19 protein-coding genes are annotated in these 18,714 nt (G+C 70.8%); 9 read left to right on the top strand and 10 right to left on the bottom strand.

Annotated features, from left to right (window positions below):
• Nucleotides 1–25: 25 nt before the first annotated feature.
• From ABZU91_RS28205 to ABZU91_RS28195, 3 genes are read right to left on the bottom strand one after another with little or no spacing between them, the layout of a single operon-like run.
• A complete protein-coding gene (locus tag ABZU91_RS28205; protein ID WP_355246734.1) occupies nucleotides 26–598 on the bottom strand; it encodes a GNAT family protein in 573 nt (190 codons plus the stop codon).
• 59 nt (nucleotides 599–657) lie between these two features.
• Nucleotides 658–1,098 (bottom strand): hypothetical protein, encoded by a 441-nt coding sequence (locus tag ABZU91_RS28200; protein WP_355246732.1) that lies wholly within the window; start codon nucleotides 1,096–1,098, stop codon nucleotides 658–660.
• A gap of 33 nt (nucleotides 1,099–1,131) precedes the next feature.
• A complete protein-coding gene (locus ABZU91_RS28195) occupies nucleotides 1,132–2,349 on the bottom strand; it encodes a hypothetical protein (protein WP_355246730.1) in 1,218 nt (405 codons plus the stop codon).
• Between the two features lie 155 nt (nucleotides 2,350–2,504).
• Here ABZU91_RS28195 and ABZU91_RS28190 point away from each other — a divergent pair, with 155 nt between their 5' ends.
• Together ABZU91_RS28190 and ABZU91_RS28185 are read left to right on the top strand one after the other, a co-directional pair.
• Nucleotides 2,505–4,049: an NAD(P)/FAD-dependent oxidoreductase gene (locus ABZU91_RS28190; RefSeq protein WP_355246728.1), complete on the top strand. Its 1,545-nt coding sequence runs from the start codon at nucleotides 2,505–2,507 to the stop codon at nucleotides 4,047–4,049.
• 70 nt (nucleotides 4,050–4,119) lie between these two features.
• Nucleotides 4,120–4,692, top strand: coding sequence for a GNAT family N-acetyltransferase (locus tag ABZU91_RS28185; protein WP_355246725.1), 573 nt, complete (start codon nucleotides 4,120–4,122; stop codon nucleotides 4,690–4,692).
• Here ABZU91_RS28185 and ABZU91_RS28180 read toward each other — a convergent pair.
• Nucleotides 4,671–5,099: a hypothetical protein gene (locus tag ABZU91_RS28180; RefSeq protein ID WP_355246722.1), complete on the bottom strand. Its 429-nt coding sequence runs from the start codon at nucleotides 5,097–5,099 to the stop codon at nucleotides 4,671–4,673. The genes ABZU91_RS28185 and ABZU91_RS28180 overlap by 22 nt on opposite strands.
• Nucleotides 5,100–5,262: 163 nt before the next feature.
• Between ABZU91_RS28180 and ABZU91_RS28175 the strand changes: the two genes are divergently transcribed.
• Entirely contained in the window at nucleotides 5,263–6,216 is a 954-nt protein-coding gene (locus ABZU91_RS28175) for a hypothetical protein (protein ID WP_355246719.1), read from the top strand.
• An 87-nt stretch (nucleotides 6,217–6,303) separates the two neighbouring features.
• On the opposite strand, the gene ABZU91_RS28170 is transcribed toward ABZU91_RS28175, so the two are convergent.
• The 4 genes from ABZU91_RS28170 to ABZU91_RS28155 all read right to left on the bottom strand — a co-directional run bounded on the left by ABZU91_RS28170 (nucleotide 6,304) and on the right by ABZU91_RS28155 (nucleotide 11,492).
• Nucleotides 6,304–7,584, bottom strand: a complete 1,281-nt coding sequence (locus tag ABZU91_RS28170) for a cellulose binding domain-containing protein (RefSeq protein ID WP_355246716.1) — start codon at nucleotides 7,582–7,584, stop codon at nucleotides 6,304–6,306.
• Nucleotides 7,585–7,619: 35 nt separating this feature from the next.
• Complete coding sequence (locus ABZU91_RS28165; RefSeq protein WP_355246712.1) at nucleotides 7,620–9,071, bottom strand: cellulose binding domain-containing protein; 1,452 nt, start codon at nucleotides 9,069–9,071, stop codon at nucleotides 7,620–7,622.
• Complete coding sequence (locus ABZU91_RS28160) at nucleotides 9,068–10,099, bottom strand: pectinesterase family protein (RefSeq protein WP_355246709.1); 1,032 nt, start codon at nucleotides 10,097–10,099, stop codon at nucleotides 9,068–9,070. Before ABZU91_RS28160 ends, ABZU91_RS28165 begins: the two co-directional genes overlap by 4 nt.
• A gap of 145 nt (nucleotides 10,100–10,244) precedes the next feature.
• On the bottom strand, nucleotides 10,245–11,492 hold the full coding sequence (locus tag ABZU91_RS28155) for an MFS transporter (protein WP_355246707.1): 1,248 nt from the start codon (nucleotides 11,490–11,492) through the stop codon (nucleotides 10,245–10,247).
• A gap of 123 nt (nucleotides 11,493–11,615) precedes the next feature.
• Here ABZU91_RS28155 and ABZU91_RS28150 point away from each other — a divergent pair, with 123 nt between their 5' ends.
• The 6 genes from ABZU91_RS28150 to ABZU91_RS28125 all read left to right on the top strand — a co-directional run bounded on the left by ABZU91_RS28150 (nucleotide 11,616) and on the right by ABZU91_RS28125 (nucleotide 17,519).
• Nucleotides 11,616–12,581, top strand: a complete 966-nt coding sequence (locus ABZU91_RS28150) for a LysR family transcriptional regulator (RefSeq protein ID WP_355246705.1) — start codon at nucleotides 11,616–11,618, stop codon at nucleotides 12,579–12,581.
• 115 nt (nucleotides 12,582–12,696) lie between these two features.
• Nucleotides 12,697–13,083 carry a YciI family protein gene (locus ABZU91_RS28145; RefSeq protein WP_355246702.1) on the top strand — a complete coding sequence of 129 codons (387 nt, stop codon included), beginning with the start codon at nucleotides 12,697–12,699 and terminating at the stop codon, nucleotides 13,081–13,083.
• A complete protein-coding gene (locus ABZU91_RS28140; RefSeq protein WP_355246699.1) occupies nucleotides 13,083–14,315 on the top strand; it encodes a sigma-70 family RNA polymerase sigma factor in 1,233 nt (410 codons plus the stop codon). The genes ABZU91_RS28145 and ABZU91_RS28140 overlap by 1 nt, the downstream gene beginning before the upstream one ends.
• A 35-nt stretch (nucleotides 14,316–14,350) precedes the next feature.
• Nucleotides 14,351–15,322 carry a PaaX family transcriptional regulator C-terminal domain-containing protein gene (locus ABZU91_RS28135; RefSeq protein ID WP_355246696.1) on the top strand — a complete coding sequence of 324 codons (972 nt, stop codon included), beginning with the start codon at nucleotides 14,351–14,353 and terminating at the stop codon, nucleotides 15,320–15,322.
• A gap of 203 nt (nucleotides 15,323–15,525) precedes the next feature.
• Nucleotides 15,526–16,788, top strand: coding sequence for a cellulose binding domain-containing protein (locus tag ABZU91_RS28130; RefSeq protein ID WP_355246693.1), 1,263 nt, complete (start codon nucleotides 15,526–15,528; stop codon nucleotides 16,786–16,788).
• Nucleotides 16,789–16,865: 77 nt separating this feature from the next.
• On the top strand, nucleotides 16,866–17,519 hold the full coding sequence (locus ABZU91_RS28125) for a GNAT family N-acetyltransferase (RefSeq protein ID WP_355246766.1): 654 nt from the start codon (nucleotides 16,866–16,868) through the stop codon (nucleotides 17,517–17,519).
• Between the two features lie 34 nt (nucleotides 17,520–17,553).
• Here the strand turns inward: ABZU91_RS28125 and ABZU91_RS28120 are convergent, their stop codons facing one another.
• A complete protein-coding gene (locus ABZU91_RS28120; protein ID WP_355246690.1) occupies nucleotides 17,554–18,018 on the bottom strand; it encodes a hypothetical protein in 465 nt (154 codons plus the stop codon).
• Nucleotides 18,003–18,485: a hypothetical protein gene (locus tag ABZU91_RS28115; protein ID WP_355246687.1), complete on the bottom strand. Its 483-nt coding sequence runs from the start codon at nucleotides 18,483–18,485 to the stop codon at nucleotides 18,003–18,005. The genes ABZU91_RS28120 and ABZU91_RS28115 overlap by 16 nt, the downstream gene beginning before the upstream one ends.
• Nucleotides 18,486–18,714: the final 229 nt, after the last annotated feature.

The raw sequence follows: 18,714 nt of genomic DNA, 5'->3' as shown, positions 1-18,714 counted from the left end.
CGGGTACGACAGAAATCCGCTGTCGTCAGTGGATGGTGGGCGGCACCGGTGTGGGCTGGGCCAGCCACTCGTCGGCCAGCACCGACCAGATCTCCAGGTCGACGCGCCCGCGCGGGTTCGGGTAGACCTGCCGCAGGGTGCCGTCGTGGCGCAGGCCGAGCCGGCGGGCCAGGGCGATGCTGCGGGTGTTGGCCGCGTTGGTGCGCCACTCGACCCGCTGGATGCCGCGCTCGCGGACCGCCCAGTCGATGATCCGGCGGATCGCGGGGGCCATCAGGCCCCTCCCCTGCGCGTCCGGCTCGAGCCAGCAGCCGACCTCGCAGATGCCCAGCGTGACGTCGAACGACACGAACATGACCCCACCGACCAGGGTCCCGTGCCACCACAGTCCCCAGATGCCGCCGCTGTCGCTGGCCCAGCGATCGGCGTAGCGCTGCAACACCGCGCGGGCCGACGCCAGGTCGGTGGCGACGAAGGTCGGCGACACCCAGGGCCGGATGTGCTCCCGGGACCGGTCGAGGTTGGCGAGGAACTCCTCGGCCCGCCACGGCTCCAGCGGGCGCAGTTCGACCTCGTCGGTCAGCGGCAGGGCGAACACCGGGCCTCCCCCGAAGTTGGCGACGACGGGTAGCAGCCTCGCACAGGCCAGCTGGGTCTTCAGACCGGCAGGTACGTCCGCAGGGCGGCGAACTGGGCCACCGTCAGGTACGAGGGGTTGGCCGCCTGCGGCTGACGGAACACCTCCAGGGCGGCGAGCCGGCCGTCGGCGCGCAACGCCTGCCGGGGCAACCGGTCCGGCTCGAGGAGGATGGGCAGCTCCAGCGGCACCGACCACTGTTGCCCCGGCGGCCCCGCCTCGGCCGGCCCGGTGACCCACCCGAGGCCCCAGACCCCGTACGGCAGGCGGGCACGGCTGCCGCTGGCCCAGAAGACCACCGGCTGCCCGGCGCGCATCAACCGGGCCCGGTAGCCGGGGCGTACGCACCAGCTCGTGACCAGGGGCTCGCGGGCGAAGCGGGCGGCGAGGTCGACCGCGTCCGCGTTGCCCTTGATCAGCCAGGCGCCGAGGTCGTCGAGGCGCACCAGTGGCTCGGTCATCGCCTCATCCTGCCCCGGCCGACACCCGTCCAATCAGATGATCATGTGGGTCCAGTAGGTCAGCCAGAGCACGAACAGCGCACCCTGCACCACAGCGAGGGTCGCCGTCAGCCACACGTCGACGCTCGCGCGACGGGCCCAGCGGGCCAGCACCAGGGCCACCGGGAACACGGCGAGCAGATACCGCAGCAGACTCTTGTAGACCGGCGGGCCCATCGACAGCGGCACCAGCACCATGAGCACGCCGTAGACCAGATACGGCAGCTCCCGGCGACGGAACCCGGCGGCCAGCACAGCCAGCACGACCAGGGCGAAGAGGACCCGTCCGGCGTCGCGCGGCTCTCCGGCCAGGGCGTCCACCACCACCGGCACCGGGTTCTGCATCTCGATCCCCCAGCCGGCCTTCTGGGCGTGCTGGTAGGCGAACCAGTCCCCGCCGCGCCACCGGCAGAACGCCATGAAGGTGAACCAGCCCGCGGGCAGCAGCAGCAAGGGCCAGCCGGTCCGCAGGTACGCGAGCAGGGCGCGTGGACCGAGCCGCCAGTCGTGCTGGCGCAGCAGCACCAGCGCCAACGGCAGGGCGACGAGCAGTCCGAGAGACCGGCTCATCGCCAGGAAGTAGCCGACCACCCCGACCAGCAGCCACCGGCGACGTTCGGCGTAGTAGAACGCGGCCAGCGCGAGGCAGACGAACAGCGACTCGGTCAGCGCGGCCTGGAACAGGAAGGCCGTCGGCAGGAGCACCAGGTAGCGGGTGAAGCGGCGGGCCGCGTCCGCGTCGCCCAAGAGCAGCTCGGCCAGCCGGTAGCCGTACACCAGGGCGCCCAGGAACGCGACGTTGCTGATCAACAGCAGGGCCAGCGCGTTGTCGCCGCCGAGCAGCGCGCCGACCGGCCGGGCAAGGAAGGGGTAGAGCAGCGGGAAGCCGAAGTCGCCCCACGGCCGCCCGGTCAGCGGCAGCTCGCTCAACCGTAGGTAGAGCAGCGCGTCCCAGGCGAACCAGAAGGAGATCCACCGATGCCCGGAGACCTCGCGCTGCTGCGCCCACATCAGCGCCTCGTCCGGCGGCGGCGCGCCGGGTATGCCGTCCCAGGCGTGCAGGACCAGCAGGCCGAGCAGGGTCAGCACCAGCTTCGCGCCGAGAAACAGCCCGATGAGGTACGGCCAGGGCGGCGGCACCCGGCGGACCAGCCGCCCGACGGCCCCGGCCAGCGCCTGCGCGCGCTGCCGGCCGCTTCGCCACCGGTGCATCCGCCCCGCTCCCCCGGTCCGCCGAACCGCCCGCCCTTCTCGTTGTACGCCCCGAAGGACCCGGCGGGAGGAGAAACCCGCCAGGACCAGGAGGTGACATCTCGGGCATAACGGGTACGCGTGCCGCCTCGACCAGTGGCAGGGAGTACGGGGGCATGAGCGAGCAGCACGGCACGGTGGTCATCGGCGCGGGTCCGGCGGGGCTCACGGCGGCGTACGAGTTGCTCCGGCACGGGCAGCCGGTCCGGGTCTTCGAGGCCGACGAGGTGGTCGGCGGAATCAGCAGGACCGTGGAACGCGACGGGTGGCGCTTCGACATCGGCGGGCACCGGTTCTTCACCAAGGTCCCCCGGGTGGAGGCATTCTGGCACGAGATCCTGCCGGACGAGGACTTCCTGACCCGACCGCGGATGAGCCGGATCTTCTACCGGGGAGCCCTGTTCAACTATCCGCTCAGCGCGACGAACGCCCTGCGCAACCTGGGACTGCCGGAGGCGGTGCGCTGCCTCGGCTCGTACGCCCGGGCGCGGCTGCGGCCACCCCGCGACCAGTCGCACTTCGAGGGCTGGGTCTCGGCCCGGTTCGGGTGGCGGCTGTACTCGATCTTCTTCAAGACGTACACCGAGAAGGTCTGGGGTATGCCGGCGGACCGGTTGCAGGCCGACTGGGCCGCGCAGCGGATCAAGAACCTGTCGCTTGCCACGGCGATCCGCAACGCGGTGCTGCCGCGCCGCCGCCGCACCGACGTGACCAGCCTGATCGAGGAGTTCCAGTACCCGAAGTACGGGCCGGGGATGATGTGGGAGCGCTGCGCCGAAGAGGTGCGCCGACGCGGCGGGGAGATGTCGACAGGCACCTGGGTGACCGCCGTGCACCGCGACCCGAAAGGACGTCGGGCGATCAGCGTGACGCTCAACGGCGCTGGCGGGCAGCGTACCGAGCCGGCCGACGACGTGATCTCGTCGATGCCGATCTCGGAGCTGGTCGCCGCGCTCCGCCCGCCCGCGCCCCCGGCGGTGCTGGCCTGCGCCGCCGACCTGCGCTACCGCGACTTCCTGACCGTCGCCCTGGTGGTGCCGGCCGAGTTCTCGTTCCCCGACAACTGGATCTACGTGCACGACCCGGCGGTGAAGGTGGGCCGGATCCAGAACTTCGGCTCCTGGTCGCCGTACCTCGTCAAGGACGGTCGCACCTGCCTGGGCCTGGAGTACTTCGTCTTCGAGGACGACGAGATGTGGCGTACCCCCGATGTCGATCTCGTGGCCCTGGCCACCGCGGAGCTGGAGCGGTTGGGCCTGGTCCGCCCGGGTGTGGTCGAGGCCGGGCACGTCGTGCGCATGCCCAAGGCCTACCCGGTGTACGACGAGCGCTACCAGCACAACGTGGACGTGATCCGGGCCTGGCTGGCCGAGGCCGTGCCGAACGTGCACCCGGTGGGCCGCAACGGCATGCACCGCTACAACAACCAGGACCACTCGATGCTCACCGCGATGCTGACCGTCGAGAACATCGTCACCGGCAGCACGCACGACGTCTGGTCGGTCAACGTGGAGCAGGACTACCACGAACAGTCGACCGACGACGGCGCGCGCCGGGGCACCGGCCGGGACGCGCCGGTGCTGCCGAGCCGGATCATCACCGCACCGATCACCGCTCCCGAGGGCGTTCACGCAGCCGGCGAGGGCGGCCGGTTGGTGTGAGGGGATGGCTTTTGCCAGCGTCAGTCAGCCTGCGAGCCTCCCTGCCCTCGGGATCGGGCAGGATGACGGCGTGCTGAACCCCGTCACCCTCCGGTCGATCCAGCCCGATGACCAGCCGGTCGTGGAACGGCTGTGGCAGCTGTACCGGCACGACCTGTCCGAGTTCCGCGACAGTCTGCCGGACGATACGGGTCTGTTCACCCCGGGCCGCCTTTCGACCTACCTCAACGACCCGAACAGCTCTGGCTACCTCATCTGCCAGGGCAGGCGGCCCGTGGGCTTCGCCTTCGTCTCCGGCGTGGAGATCCAGCCGCTGCGTGTCGCCGAGTTCTTCGTCGTGCGAGCCGTACGCCGCTCGGGGGTGGGCCGACTCGCCGCTCGGCACCTCTTCACAGCGCACCCGGGCGCCTGGGAGATTCCCTTTCAGGAGGAGAACCCGGGTGCCGCCCGCTTCTGGCGCCGGCTCGCCGTCGAGGTCTGCCCGACGGGCCACCGCGAGGAACGGCGCGCCGTTCCCGGTAAGCCGCACATCCCCGCGGACACCTGGCTGCTGCTGGACCACGTCGAGGTGCCCGATCACGCTGAGTCCCCGGACGCCGCCAACACGCCCGAGCTCCGGCATCAGATCGGGCCGCTGGTGTAGATCTTCGTGCTGTTCTCGTTGCCGATGAACGGGTTGTTGACGGCCCACAGCAGGCCCTCGTCGTACTCCGGCACGTCGAAGTCGCACAGGACCCAGCCGGCGTCCGCTCCGCTGTTGTTGACGCACTGACGACTCCAATCCGGTCCCTGGATCGTGCCGGCGGCGGACGCGCCGTTCGCGTTGGTGTCCTTCACCCAGACCCGGTCCCCGTACGCGGCGAAGCACGCCTTCGCGCCGGTCGTCGACACGCACCACACATCGACACCGTTGGCCGCCGGTGGCGCACCGCTCGGCGTGCCCGTTCCCGCCGACGCCGCGGAGGCGGTTCCGACCAGCACGAGGGCCACCGTCGTCGGCACCTTGACCAGCGCACCGGCCCGGCGCATCGCCCTCGTCTTCATTCGCATCCGCATTCGCTCCCCAGCATTCATCGTGATCGTCATCCCGCTGCAGACTGTGGCAGCCGGGCTGCTGCGGAACGGGGCCGATGTGGACGGTGGCTCATCAGGGGTCTGCTACGAGCCAGCCGCGACGCTGCGACGCCAAGCAGTACGTGGATACCATCCCCTCGTGATCGAGGATCTGATCAGACGTGCTGCCGTAGAGGACGACGACGCGATCGAGGAGTTGTCCGCGATCGCGGACACCGACCCCCGCAGGCTGACCCCGCATCTGGGTCTCCTGCTCGACCTCGACGTGCTGTGTCCGGCGAAGTTGTACCGCGCGGCGGACGCCGACCTGGTCCGCCGGGTCATCGAGCAGGTCGACAGCGGTCGGACACCCGATGAGCTGAACGACCTGCTCCTGATCCTGGCGCACAGTGCCCACCCGTCCGCCGAGAGCGCCATGCGCCGCTGGTCGACGCAGCCTCCGGCCGGCTCTGACGAGCTGCACGTCAACGCGCTCGGCTACGCCCACGAGGGCGGCTGGGCGGTCGGCTCGGACGGCCGGCGACGCGACCTGTGCGGCGACATCACGTACCGGTGGGTCATGCGCGAAACGGCGCCCGGCGCAGACCGGCCCACGTGCCCGTGGTGCGCCTCGCCGCTGTGGGTCGCCGCAGACCTCGACACCGCGGATGCCTCCATCGCCGCCGCGCTGGCCCACACCGGCTGGTCAGGGCGGTTGGTGATCGAGACCTGCCACTTCTGCGCCTGTTTCACGACGCTGTACAGTTACGCCACTCCGGCCGGTGGCACCACCTGGTGGGCCGGCAACACCCGCCCGGACTATCTCCCGAACGATGACGAACCGGAGGACCCGCCGACGCTGGCGCCGGTGCTCGGGCAGGCGTTGGCGAGCCCGTACCAGGTCAGCGCCTGGGACCAGGGTGGATCGACGCTGGGCGGCCGGCCCGAGTGGATCCAGGACGCCGAGCACCCCGACTGTCCCGGTTGCGGTGATCCGATGGACTACGTGGGTCTGATCGGCGGCGCGGACCTGGACGACTACGGCGAGGGTGCCTACTACCTGCACCTGCACCAGCCGTGTGGGTTCACGGCGGTGAACTACCAGCAGAGCTGACCCGCCGGACGTGTTCCACCCGGGCGATCCGGGGTTGGCCGAGCAGCATGGCTCCTGTCGTCGGGCAGCGCGGCCGGAGGGTGGCTGTCACTTCAGGTGGGCGGCGAGCGGGATGTTCTGCGCCCGGAGGGCGGTGACGATCAGGCCGGCGATCTGTCTGGCGCCGGCAGCCTCGAAGTGGGTGTGGTCGTTGCAGAAGAACGCGCCGACCGCGCCCGTCGAGTAGTCACCGTTGTTCGGGCACAGTCTGAGCGAGTTGTAGAGCGCCACGCTCTTCGCGTGCAGGTCGATGACCGGTACGCCGTTGGCGGCGGCCGCAGCCGTCGTCTCGGCGACGAAACCGCGGTTGCCGACGGCGGTGCCGCCGCTGCAGGTGATCGCCGCGACCGGGGTGACGAAGATCGGCTTCACCCCTCTGGCCTTGGCGGCCGTCGCCATCACGCCGAGCAGTTCCTTGAAGCGATTGGTCCCGACGTGTCGCGGGCAGGCCGAGTCACCGTCGTTGATGCCGAACTGGATGATCAGATAGTCACCGGTCTTGAAGCCGCTGCCGGTGTCCAGCATCGCCGACCACCGCGCACTGTAGGCAGTCGAGCTGAGCGTGCACTCGCCGGCGGAGTTCTTGGTGGAGGTCACGTTGCCCTCGTACAGCCACGTCTGGATGCTGCGACCGCCGACGGCACTGTTCTGCACGGTGACTGCCGACGTGAAGGAGGGCGCGAACTGGCTACCCCAGCCGATCGGGCAGGAACCGGCGTTCATCATGGTGGAGTCGCCGGCCATCCACACCCTGATCGGCGCGGGTGTCGGTGACGGGGAAGGGCTGGCCGACGGTGTGCTCGGGCCGGTGCAGGGTGTCGGCTCCGGCGTCGGCGCAGTGGGCGTCGGTGTGGGAGCGGTGGGTGTCGGCGTCGGCGTGGGGGCAGTCGGCGTCGGCGCGGTGGGCGTTGCTGGCGGCGAGCCGGCACAGGTGGTGCCGTTGAACGAGAACGACGACGGCACCGGGTTGCTGCCGCTCCACGAGCCGGTGAAGCCGAAGTTGACCGATGCGCCAGAGCCGACGGCACCGTTGTAGCTCACATTGGTGGCCGTCACCGCCGAACCGGCGACCGTGACGGTGGCGTTCCACGCCTGCTGCACGCCCTGCCCGGGGGCAAGACTCCACGCGACGCTCCAACCGGTCACCGCGTCGCCGAGGTTGGTGACGACGACATCCGCCCCGAACCCGCCGGCCCACTGGCTGGTGATCCGGTAGTCGACAGCGCAGGCCGGGGTGGCGGCCTGGGCGGTGGCGATGCCGAGCCCGCCGGCCACGACGGTCAGGACCGTTGCCGTCAGGACCACGAGACGCGATCGGCGAACCGTCATCGGGTTACTCCTGCCTCGATCGGAGACGCTCGCCATCACGTGACGGCGGCGCACGGGGAACCGTTGAGGGCGAAGCCGGTCGCTCCGCCGAGCGGGCTGTCGGTGATGATTCCGAAGCTGGCCGAACCGGCGGCCGGGATCACCGCGTTCCAGGCGGCGTTCACCGCGGTGGCCGCAGCGCCCGACTGGGTAACGGTGGCATTCCAGGACTGCGTGATCCGCTGACTGCCCGGCAGGGACCAGGTCAGGGTCCACCCGTTGACCCCGACGGTGGAGGTGTTGCCGAGCGTCACGTCGAACTGCGCACCCGTACCCCAGTCACCGGTCTTGAGGTAGGTGACCGTGCAGGCGCCGGCCCCAGGAGCGGTCGGCGCGGGTGTGGTCGGCGCTGGCGTTGTCGGGGCCGGCGTCGTGGGGGCCGGCGTCGTGGGGGCCGGCGTCGTCGGTTCCGGGGTCGTGGTGAGTCGTGCGCTGAGGATCGGGGCCAACCTGTCGGTGATGGCCTGGTGACCCGCGTCGTTCGGGTGCACCGAGTCGCTCAGGCCCCCGGACGGCAGCCAGCCGGTGGTGTCCACGTAGAACACGTTGGCGTCACCCGCGGCGTTGCGCGCCCGCACCGCCGCCTCCGTCTCGGTCGCATAGCGACCGATGAACGTCCGCAGGGCGAAGAGCTTGGCGTTCGGGAACTTGGCCCGGATCCTCGTCAGGAAGGTGGTGTACGTCGCCTGGAAGGCCGCGGCGCTCACGCCATGGCTCTTGTCGTTGGTCCCCAGGTTGATCACCACACCGTCGGCCGTGTAGCGGGAGAAGTCCCACGGATCGGTGCCGACCTGGCCACCGGACGACATCCAGTAGCGTGTCGCCTGCGCCCAGCACCCATCGGTCGTCTCGGCCAGACACATGCCACCGATCGCGATCTGGGTGTGGTCGTAGCCGAGCCGCTCACCGACCTTGAAGCCGTAGTCCGTCACGGCGAGCTGACTGCTCGTGGCACCGGCGGTGATCGAGTCACCGATGAACTCGACCAGCTTGGGGCGGGCTGGTGGCTTGAACGTGCCCGCGCCCGAGTCCAGGATCAGCCCCTGGAAGACCGCGTCACCGGTGTAGGAGCCGGCCACCTGCCGGTAACTGACGATCAACGTGTGGTTGCCGGCAGCCAGCGCGGTCGGCGTCAGGTTGATCGTGCCGGAGCCGGTGAAGGACGTGAACGCCCTACCGTCGATGCTGGCCCACAGCTGGATGGTGTTGCGCTGCCGGAGCTTCACCGTTCTGCCGGTGAACCCGACCCGCAGGTACGCGCCGGCCCAGTAGGGCACGTAGGCCGAGGCGTTCGTCGTGTTCCACCGGCCGACGAAGCTGATGTTCGAGTCGGTCGGCGTGCCGTCACCGACCGCGGCCTCGGCGCTGAGGACCGGCAGACCCGCGGCGAGTACCCCGGCGGCGACTGCGATGAGGGCCGCGGTACGCAGGGAACGAATCCGCCTCATCGGATGGGGTTCCAGCCGTCGCTGCCCGCCAGGTACGCGGTGGGTGTGTACTGGGTGGCGGTGGAGGCGCTCATCTGGGGCCGGTCGGCGTTGATGACGGCGCCCGGCCCGGTGCTGCTGTACTCGGCGAACCGGGCGGTCCTCCACGAGAAGCCGGACATGTCGGTCCAGGGGTCGGTGCGGATGTGTGCGCCCATCGCGACGCCCCGGTAGAGGACCTGACCGCGGGCGTTGACGTCGCCGCTGGGGTGCCAGGGCCGGCCGAGGTAGACCGTCCTGGCCGGAGCGTTGCTGGTCAGTGTGGTGCCCCAGAACAGGAAGCCGAACTTGTTGTTGATGTCGGTGGCCGCGGCGGTGATGTAGCCGTTGTTCGACGACGAGCCCCGGGTGAGCGAGTGCACGGTGCCGTTCTGGAAGACCATTGTGCCCCGCCCGAAGATGAAGTCGACGTCCCCCTCCACGTAGGAGTTGCGGACGTAGAGACGCCGGACCGAGCTGACACTGGGCGCGTTGACCAGCAGGGTGTCCTGGTTGCCGAGGACGCGGACGTTGTCGAACTGCACCCGGTCGCCGGAGGTGTTGACAGCGACGGCCTGCTCGGCGTCGAGGGTGTTGGCGGCCTCGTTGAAGTCGTTCGACATGGTCAGGTTTCGGATCGTGGTGTCGTTGGCGTTGACGAACACCGAGGCGCTGCCGGACGTGCCGTACGTACCACCACCGGGCTTGGTCTGGCCGGATGCGTGCCCTTCGACGATCACCACCTGGGCGGCGGAGCTGCCGGTGCCGACCAGGGTGAGGTAGGGCTTGTTGGCGGGAATGGTGACCACGCCCCGGTAGGTGCCGGGTTTGATGGTGATGGTGACCGGCACGCTGTTGTTCGCCGCGACGCTGTCGATCGCCGCCTGGACGGTCGTGAAGGTGCCGCTGCCGTCGGCGGCCACTGTGATGGTCGCTGATGCCGACGCCGGGGAGGCCAGCGACACCGTGGCGGCGAGAGCACACACCGTCACCACGGCCAGCGGGCGCACGCGAAGGACCCTGCGGGGTGTGGTCATAAGCGTTCTCCGATCTCACCGGGGCCCCGCCGACGGTCATGCCGACCGGCAGACAGCCGAGTTAAGTTAACGTTAACATCGACGAACTGAAATATGAAGCCAGCGGTCCCTGGATGCGTCATCCGACCCGGACACCCCGCTCGGACGGGCTGGGCTCGGTGGCCACCGACGGTGTCCGCCCGGGCAGCAGGAGCGGGGTGGCGAGCAGGAGAACGCCGGAGATGGTGATCGCGGCAAGCGGACTGGTGAGGGTCGCGAGGATGCCCCAGACCACCACCAGGACCGCCTGGACGAGTCTGCTGACGGCACTCCACGTACTGAGGACGCGTGCGGCGTGGCCGAGCGGGGTGCGGTGCAGTCGCTCGGTCGCGTAGATCGGGTTGAAGACGCCCATGCAGGTGATCAGCAGTCCCTCGACGACGATCACGGTGACGAGTCCGGGGATGCCCGGCTGGACGAACGCGAGACCGAGGGGGAAGACCGAGCGCAGCCACCCTGAGACGATCATGACCCGGTGTCGACCGTGGCGGGCCACGAGGCGCCCGGACAGGCGGGCACCCACCAGGCCGCCGAGCGCCGGGATGCCGAAGGCGAGACCGTACTGCCACGCCGGAAGCTGGTACTCGCCCAGCAGGAGCACGGCCAGCAGCGGCGCGGTGGCCATGATGAGGCCGCCGACCAGTATCGAGTTCAGGAACAGCCCCCGCAGGGCCCGGTCGCGCAGGATGAACCGCCAGCCGACCAGGAGATCGGCGCCGCGCGGACGACCGGCACGGGCCCGGGGTGACGCGACGTCGCCACCGCGGATGCGCCGGACCGCGAGCGCTGACAGCAGGTAGCTGAGGGCGTCGGCCGCGACGGTGACGACCGGACCGAGCAGCCCGACGAGCGCGCCACCGAGGGGTGGGCCCACCGCGGTCGCCGCCCAGTTCGTGGCCTCGAACCGCCCGTTCGCCACCAGCAGGTGATCGCCCTGGACGAGGTACTTGAGGTACGCGCCGGACGCGGCGGCGAAGGCGATGCTCGCGGTCCCGGAAAGGACCGAGACGACCAGCAACTGGCCGTAGGACAGCAGACCGAAGGCGTACGCGAGCGGGATACTCGCCATGGCCACGAACCGGAGCAGGTCCATGGCGACCAGCACCGGACGCTTCGCCCGGCTCTCGACCCACGGTCCGAGCGAGAACGCCACGACCGCCGCGACGGCCGGTCCGGCCGCCGCCAGGATCGACACGGCGAACGCCGGTGCGTGCAGGACGCGAACCGCGATCAGCGGGAACGCGCCGAAGGCGATCCACGTGCCGTACGTGCTGACGGCGTAGGCCGACCACAGCCAACCGAAACCGGACCCCAATCGCACGCCCATCCGCCCCCCTCGTGACAACCGATGTTCGGGTCCGGGCAGCACACCAACGCGCCCGACGTCAGCGCAAACAACTGACCGTCGGGCGCGTCACAACCGTCGGTTGTGCGGGTGGATGATGAGCCGATGGATACCGAGGCGGTGCGGTCGTTCGTGCGGGCGGCCGAGTTCGGGCAGTTGCAGCACGCGGCCGACGAGCTGGGGGTGACGCAGCAGGCCGTGTCGAAGCGGATCGCGGCCCTCGAACGTGCCCTCGACGTGCGGTTGTTCACGCGTACCCCCCGAGGGGTCGAGCTCACGCTCGACGGCCAGGCGTTCCTCCCGCACGCCCGGGGCATCGTCGCCGGGGTGGACCGCGCGGTCGCCGCGATCAGGCCGGGCTCGCGGGCCCTGCGGATCGACGTGCTCGGCCTGCGCTCCGCGCAGGCGGTCGTCCTGCACGACTACTGGCGGTCACATCCGGAGATCGATCTCGACGTGGTGACCCTGCGGGTCACCGACCCGCGCGAGGCGGTCGCCGCCGTCCAGGCGGGCGACGTCGACGCCTCGTTCCGGTCGGTCACCGACCCGGCGACGCTGCCGCGCGACGTACGGATGGTCCACGCGTTCGACTCGGCGCTGGAACTGCTCGTCGGCCCACGGCACCCGCTCGCCGCCGCGCGTACGCTGACACCGGCCCGACTGCGGGGGCACCGGATCTGGGTGCCGGGCATCGCGCCCGGAAGCGAGTGGGCGGACTTCTACGACCAGCTCACCACCACCTTCGACCTGCGGATCGACGCCGCCGGCCCGAACTTCGGCAACGAGGTGCTGCTCGACATCCTCGCGGCATCCGCCGACGTGGCGACCCTCGTCGGCGCGCGCGACCGGTATCTCTGGCCGCCCGGCCACGACCTGCGCCGCATCCCGATCGCGGGCCCGACGCTCGCGTACCCCCTCTCGCTCATCCTGCGCCGCGCGAACCCGCACCCGGGGCTACGCGCGGTGATCGACCACTGCGCGGGCCTGGCGCCGTCGCCCGCGGCGACGTGGCGCCCGTCCTGGGCGCTGTCGCCCGGGCGGGGCGACCGGCCGGTCGACGCGCCACCCTGACGGTCAGCTCCGGTGGAAGCTGACTTCTTTTCTGCGATGGTGTCGATGCGCGGGCCGCTCGTTCGACATAGGGGCGCGAGGGACGAGTGGCGGCCCCGCCGAGGAGGAGAAGGCAATGGCGAAGTACATGCTGATCATGCGAGGAACCGACGAGTCGAACGCGGCCCTGATGGCGTCGATCGACGAGGCGATGGCCGCGACCGGCCGGTTCATCGAGGAGATGGTGCAGGCCGGCATCCTCCTCGCGGCCGAAGGGCTGGACGATCCGGGCCAGGGCGTCGTGGTGGACTTCGGCGGCGACGCCCCGGTGGTCACGGACGGCCCGTACGGCGAGACCAGGGAACTGTTCGGGGGCTACTTCCTGCTCGACGTCGCCTCGAAGCAGGAGGCCGTCGAGTGGGCCAGGCGCGTTCCGGCGGTCCGCGGATCCAAGATCGAGGTCCGGCGGGTGGCCGAGGCCGACGAGGTTCCGCCGGGCAGCGGAAAGAATGGCCGGATCTGATGGGTGCGGTCGACGTCGAGGCCGTCTGGCGGGTCGAGTCGGCGCGGATCGTCGCCGCGCTGACCCGGTTCACCGGCGATCTCGGGCTGGCCGAGGACGCCACCCAGGAGGCGGTCGCGGAGGCGTTGGTGTCGTGGCCCCGTGCCTCCCCGGCCAATCCCGCCGGCTGGCTGATGGCCACGGCACGTCGGCGGGCCATCGACACGATACGCCGACGGACCGCGCTGCGGGATCGGTATGCCCTGCTGGCGGTCGACGCGGCAGGCGATCCGGCGGCCAGTTGGGTCGAGGACGTCGACCCCGACCGGATCGACGACGACGTCCTGGCCCTGATGTTCGTCAGCTGCCACCCGGTGCTCCCGCCTGCGGCCCGGGTGGCGCTGACCCTGCGCGTGGTCGGCGGCCTGTCCAGCGAGCAGATCGCCCGCGCGTTCCTCGTTCCGGTGCCGACCGTGCAGGCCCGCATTACCCGTGCCAAGAAGACCATCGCGGCGGCCAGGGTGCCGTTCGAGCTGCCGCCGGCCGACGAACGTCGCGCACGGCTGGGCGGTGTGCTCCACGTCCTGTACGCGATCTTCACCGAGGGGTCGACGGCCACCTCGGGCGACCACCTGCTGCGCCCGGACGTGGCGTACGAGGCGGTCCGACTGATCCGTACGCTGGCCGCTCTGCAACCCGACGAGGCCGAGGTGCACGGTCTGCTCGCGCTCTGCGAGCTGACAGCCGCGCGTTTTCCGGCCCGGACCGACCCGGACGGTACGCCGGTCCTGCTCGAGGACCAGGACCGGCGACTGTGGGACACCTCGGCGATCCGTCGGGGGCTGGCCGCGCTGAACAGGACGTCGCCTCGGAATCCCGGTCCCTACGCTCTACAGGCCGCGATCGCCGCCACGCACGCGGCGGCGCCCTCCGTGGGGGCAACCGACTGGGACCGCGTCGTGCTGCTCTACGACGCGCTCGGCCGGGTCACGCCGTCGCCGGTGGTCGACCTCAACCGGGCCGTCGCCGTGGCCATGGCCTCCGGTCCGGCGCGGGCGCTGGCCATCGTGGAGGAGCTCGTCACCGCCCGCCGGCTCCCCGGATCACACCTGGTCCCGACCGTGCGCGGTGAGTTGCTGGCCCGGCTCGGCCGTTCGGCGGAAGCCCGTGTCGAGCTGGAGCTGGCAGCCCGGCTCTGTGCGAACCAGCGCGAACGCGCCGTGCTGCTGCGCAGGGCGGCCACGCTGGGCTGAGGTCCGTGTGCCATCCGGTGGGGCAGTCTGGTGACGTGAACGGTGACGACGTGCGAGCCCCTCGCGCCCAGGCCGGGTCCAGCCCGCAGCACCTTCTGGCGACAGTGCTCGGCGAGTATCTGGACTCGACGGACGCCGACCTGCCGTCCGTGGCGGTCATCGCGATCCTGCGCGAGTTCGGCGTCAGCGAGTCCAGCGCTCGTGCCGCCCTGTCCCGCCTGGTCAAGCGTGGCCTCATCGCGACGAGGGCGGGCCGGAGACCACCGGTCTACCACCTGACGCCCGAGGCGATCGCCCGGCACCACGCGCGGATGCGGCAGTTCCTGACGTTCGGCGCCCAGCCGCCGCACTGGACCGGCGACTGGGTGCTGGCCTCCTTCTCGATCCCGAGCTCCGGTCAGGCGTCGCGGCACGCCGTGCGCAGGGCGCTGGGCGCGCTGCGCTTCGCGGGCCTGTACGACAGCGTGTGGATCCGGCCGGGGTCCGACGCCGCACCCGCCAGGGGCGTGCTGAGGGAACTGCTGAGCCACGTCGAGGGCGCCCGGTGGTCGGTCATGCACGTCCGGTTCGACGAGGAGTCCGGACCGCACGGACCGGCCGCCGCGTACGACCTGGCCGGGCTCGCGTCCGCGTACGCGACCTTCATCCAGCGGTACGCGCCGCTGCGGATCGCGGTGCGCGACAACACGGTTGGCGCGGCACGGGCGCTGGTCGCCCGGACCTCGGCCATGGACTCCTGGCGGAGGTTCGCCGACATCGACCCGGACCTGCCCGATCATCTGCTGCCGACGCCGTGGCCCCGCCGGGAGGCCAGGGAGACTTTCCTGGAGATCCACACCGCGCTCGGCGCGCTCGCGCAGGCTCGGCTGGTCGAGCTGGCGACGCCGCACTGGCCGGACGCCGCCGCCTGGATCACCCACTTCGAGGCGTCGGACGACCTCTCGGCATCGGGAACGACCGCCGGTCGGCGCGCGGGCCGACGGCGTCGGTGGGCGGCCGCAGGATAGACAAGACATTGACACATTTCGTTACGGCAGTGATAGTAACTGCACACCGCTCCCAATCGGATCGCCTGTGGGGACCCCGCCGGGTGGTCGACGCGTACACATAGACCTGGCCCGTGGCCTGCGCCGACCACCGGTCGCTGCGCGAACGAACAGCCGCCACCGCCGCCGCAGGGAGCCCCACGTGACATCCGTTGGAGGGGTGCATGAGAAGAAGAGCGAAGATCTACGCGGGCTTGGCCGCCGCCGTCGTCCCGGTCGCCTCGGTGATCATCGCGCTCGGCGCGACACCGGCAGGTGCCGCCGTCGGCGGTTCCGGCCCCTATCCCGCCGACTACGAGACCTCGGCGAGTCTGGCCAACCACACCATCTTCCGGCCCCAGACGCTCCCGTCCGAACGCCTGCCCATCTTTGTCTGGGGCAATGGCGGATGCTCGGCCAACGGCCTCTCCCAGGGCAACTTCCTGCGCGAAATCGCCTCGCACGGCTTCCTCGCCATCGCCAACGGCGCTCCGAACGGGTCCGGCTCCACCAACTCGCAGATGCTCACCCAGTCGATCGACTGGGCCATCGCGGAGAACTCCCGCCAGGGCAGCAAGTACTTCAACAAGATCGACACGACAAAGGTCGCGGTCGCGGGCTTCTCCTGCGGCGGACTGGAGGCGTACGCCGTCTCCAACGACCCACGCGTCACCACGACCGGCATCTTCAGCAGTGGCCTGCTCAACGACGCCGACGACTACCAGCTCAGGCGACTGACCAAGCCGATCGCCTACATCATCGGTGGCCCGAGCGACATCGCCTACCCGAACGCCATCGACGACTGGGGCAAGCTGCCGTCCGGGCTGCCCGCCTTCATGGGCAACCTCAACGTGGGGCACGGCGGCACCTACGACCAGGCCAACGGCGGTGAGTTCGGCCGCGTCGCGGTGCTCTACCTCAAGTGGCGCCTCAAGGGCGACACCACTGCCGGCGCCAACTTCGTCGGAACCAACTGCGGTCTCTGCCGTACGCAGTGGACCGTCCAGCAGAAGAACCTGACGCTCGACGGCGGCACGCCGCCGACCACGCCCCCGCCCACCACTCCCCCGCCGACCACGCCCCCGCCCACCACTCCCCCGCCGACCACGCCCCCGCCCACCACTCCCCCGCCCACCACGCCGCCGCCGACCGGCGACGCCTGCACCGCCACCTACGCCGTGCAGGACCAGTGGAACGGCGGATTCGTCGCCAACGTCACCGTGAGCGCTGGGAGCACCGCACTCAGCGGTTGGCGGGTCACCCTCAACCTGCCGAGTGGCGCCTCGGTCACCTCGCTGTGGAACGGTGTCGCGACCGGCAGCAGCGGGACGATCACCGTCACGAACCAGAGCTACAATGGACGGCTGGCCGTGGGTCAGAGCACCAGTTTCGGATTCCAGGGCACCGGAAACGGCAGCGGAGCCACCGCCACCTGCACCGGCAGCTGAAATCGACTAGTCCTCGGCGGCCGGCGCTGCACGCGCCGGCCGTCGAGCGCGTTCCGCCCCCTCCCGAGGAGACGACGATCGCCGACACCACGTTGGCCGAGATCCTGCAGGCCGCAGCGAACGGGCATTTCCCGCCGGCGGACGGCGGGACCACAGTCGTACCGCAGCCGTGCCACCGCGACGCCGGAGTCATCGCGTTCACCGCGCACTCCGTGGTGTTCACCGACGAAGATCCCCAGTGGGTACGCCGCACCCTGGCGACTCTCGACTGCGACGGCCTGGCGGCCACGATGAACCCGCGCTTCCTCGCCGCGTTGCTCGACCGCACCGGGCGATCCACCGACACCATCGACCTCCTGACGGTCGCGGGCTCTCTTTCCGGCGCGCCCCCGGTGACGCTGCGCGAAGTGACGAACAGCGGGCACGGCCGCGTGGGCCGGTCGCGTCGGCGTCGCGACGACGTCCGGGTCTGGGCCGCCGACGGCGGGGTGGTCGTCCTGGGTCGAGGCGTGGCGGGTCGCTGGGAGACGGCGATCGAGGTCGACGAGAAGTGCCGTCACCGGGGCCTGGGACGGGCGCTGGCGACGGCCGCCCGGCATCTCGTGCCCGACGGGCAACCGGTCTGGGCTCAGCAGGCCGCCGGCAACGCCCGCAGTGTGCGCGCCTTCCAGGCGGCCGGGTTCCGCCCGGTCGGCGCAGAGGCGCTACTCCTGCCACCCGCTCGGCCGTAGGCTCCGCGCCGCACCCGGGCGTTCCGCCGCGTGCTCAGAAACCCCGGAAGACGCCGTCCGGGCCTGTCGAGCGCGCGAAATCGTCGAAGTCCATGTTGGCGAGGGACAGGTTGTCCCCGATCGACTGGACCTGCCGGGGCACGGTCCGGAATGGGGACGCGTCGACCCTCTCGTTCAGGTTGACGACGAGCAGGGGGTGCTCCGGCAGCGCGACGGTGACCGAATCGACGACGAACAGCACCGGATGCCGGTACCGAGCCGGATAGTCGCGCGGGAAGCCAGCCGCGATCGTCACACCGCTCAAACCGCTCAGGGTCCGGTCCTCGACAAAGTCGACGGTGGCACCGAAGCCCACTCCCGTCGGGCTGCGGATCTCGCCCGTGAGTCGCTCCCATACCCCGTGGTCGCTGAAGTCGGCACGGATCACCGGGACGCACCACGTCTCCGGCAGCCGCGCATCCCCGCCGTTCACCGCCGGCGCATTCAGGACCGCCTCCACACCTGGAACGTCTGCTGGAGCCGCCACACGCCATCGGGCTGCCGTGCCTCGTTGCGCCAGCGGAACTCGTCCGAGCCGATATCGGAGAAGGTCCACCGCAGGTCGCCGCCGTCCAGCACGATCTCGTCACCGACGCGCGACGCCAGGAAGGTGTGCGTCCGCCGCCGGGTCGGGCCCACCCACGTCGAGCGCCAGATCCCAGCACCGGCCGAGGGGTCGGGAAATCGCACGCTGACACCGTGTTCGACCCCGGGCAGGATCCAGACGTCCGTGGTCGCCCGCCCGCCGAGCGCATAGCCGAAGTGCCACTCGCCTCGGCGAACAGTCGAGGACCCGTCGGGGTCGTACTCGGTGCAGTCCAGCGCCCAGGAGCCCGCGAACTGCCCGAACAGGCTGAGGTCGACACCATCGGCCGGACCCTCCGCAAGGAAGGCCGCGCCGACGGCACCGGACAGGTCAGACGACATCCCAGAACGATAGCCAAGCACCCGAGCTTCGAGCTCGCCTGGAGGCCCGTGGTGGTCACGCACGTGACAGGACGTCGTGTTAGCCTGCTCGTGCGCCCCAGATGGGCCTACCCCCGGAGGTTCTGGCTACTTCAGCCGCCATGCCGAGATCGACGCGTACGCGTCTCCCGCATGGGTCCGGGGCATTGCTGCCTTCGGGGTCTGTCAATCAGTACGGCTGCTGGACGCC

Source organism: Micromonospora sp. NPDC005174 (assembly GCF_040608495.1).
Classification (GTDB): Bacteria; Actinomycetota; Actinomycetes; order Mycobacteriales; family Micromonosporaceae; genus Micromonospora.
Note: the sequence above shows the minus strand (reverse complement) of the source record. Positions and strands in the feature narration are given on the sequence as shown.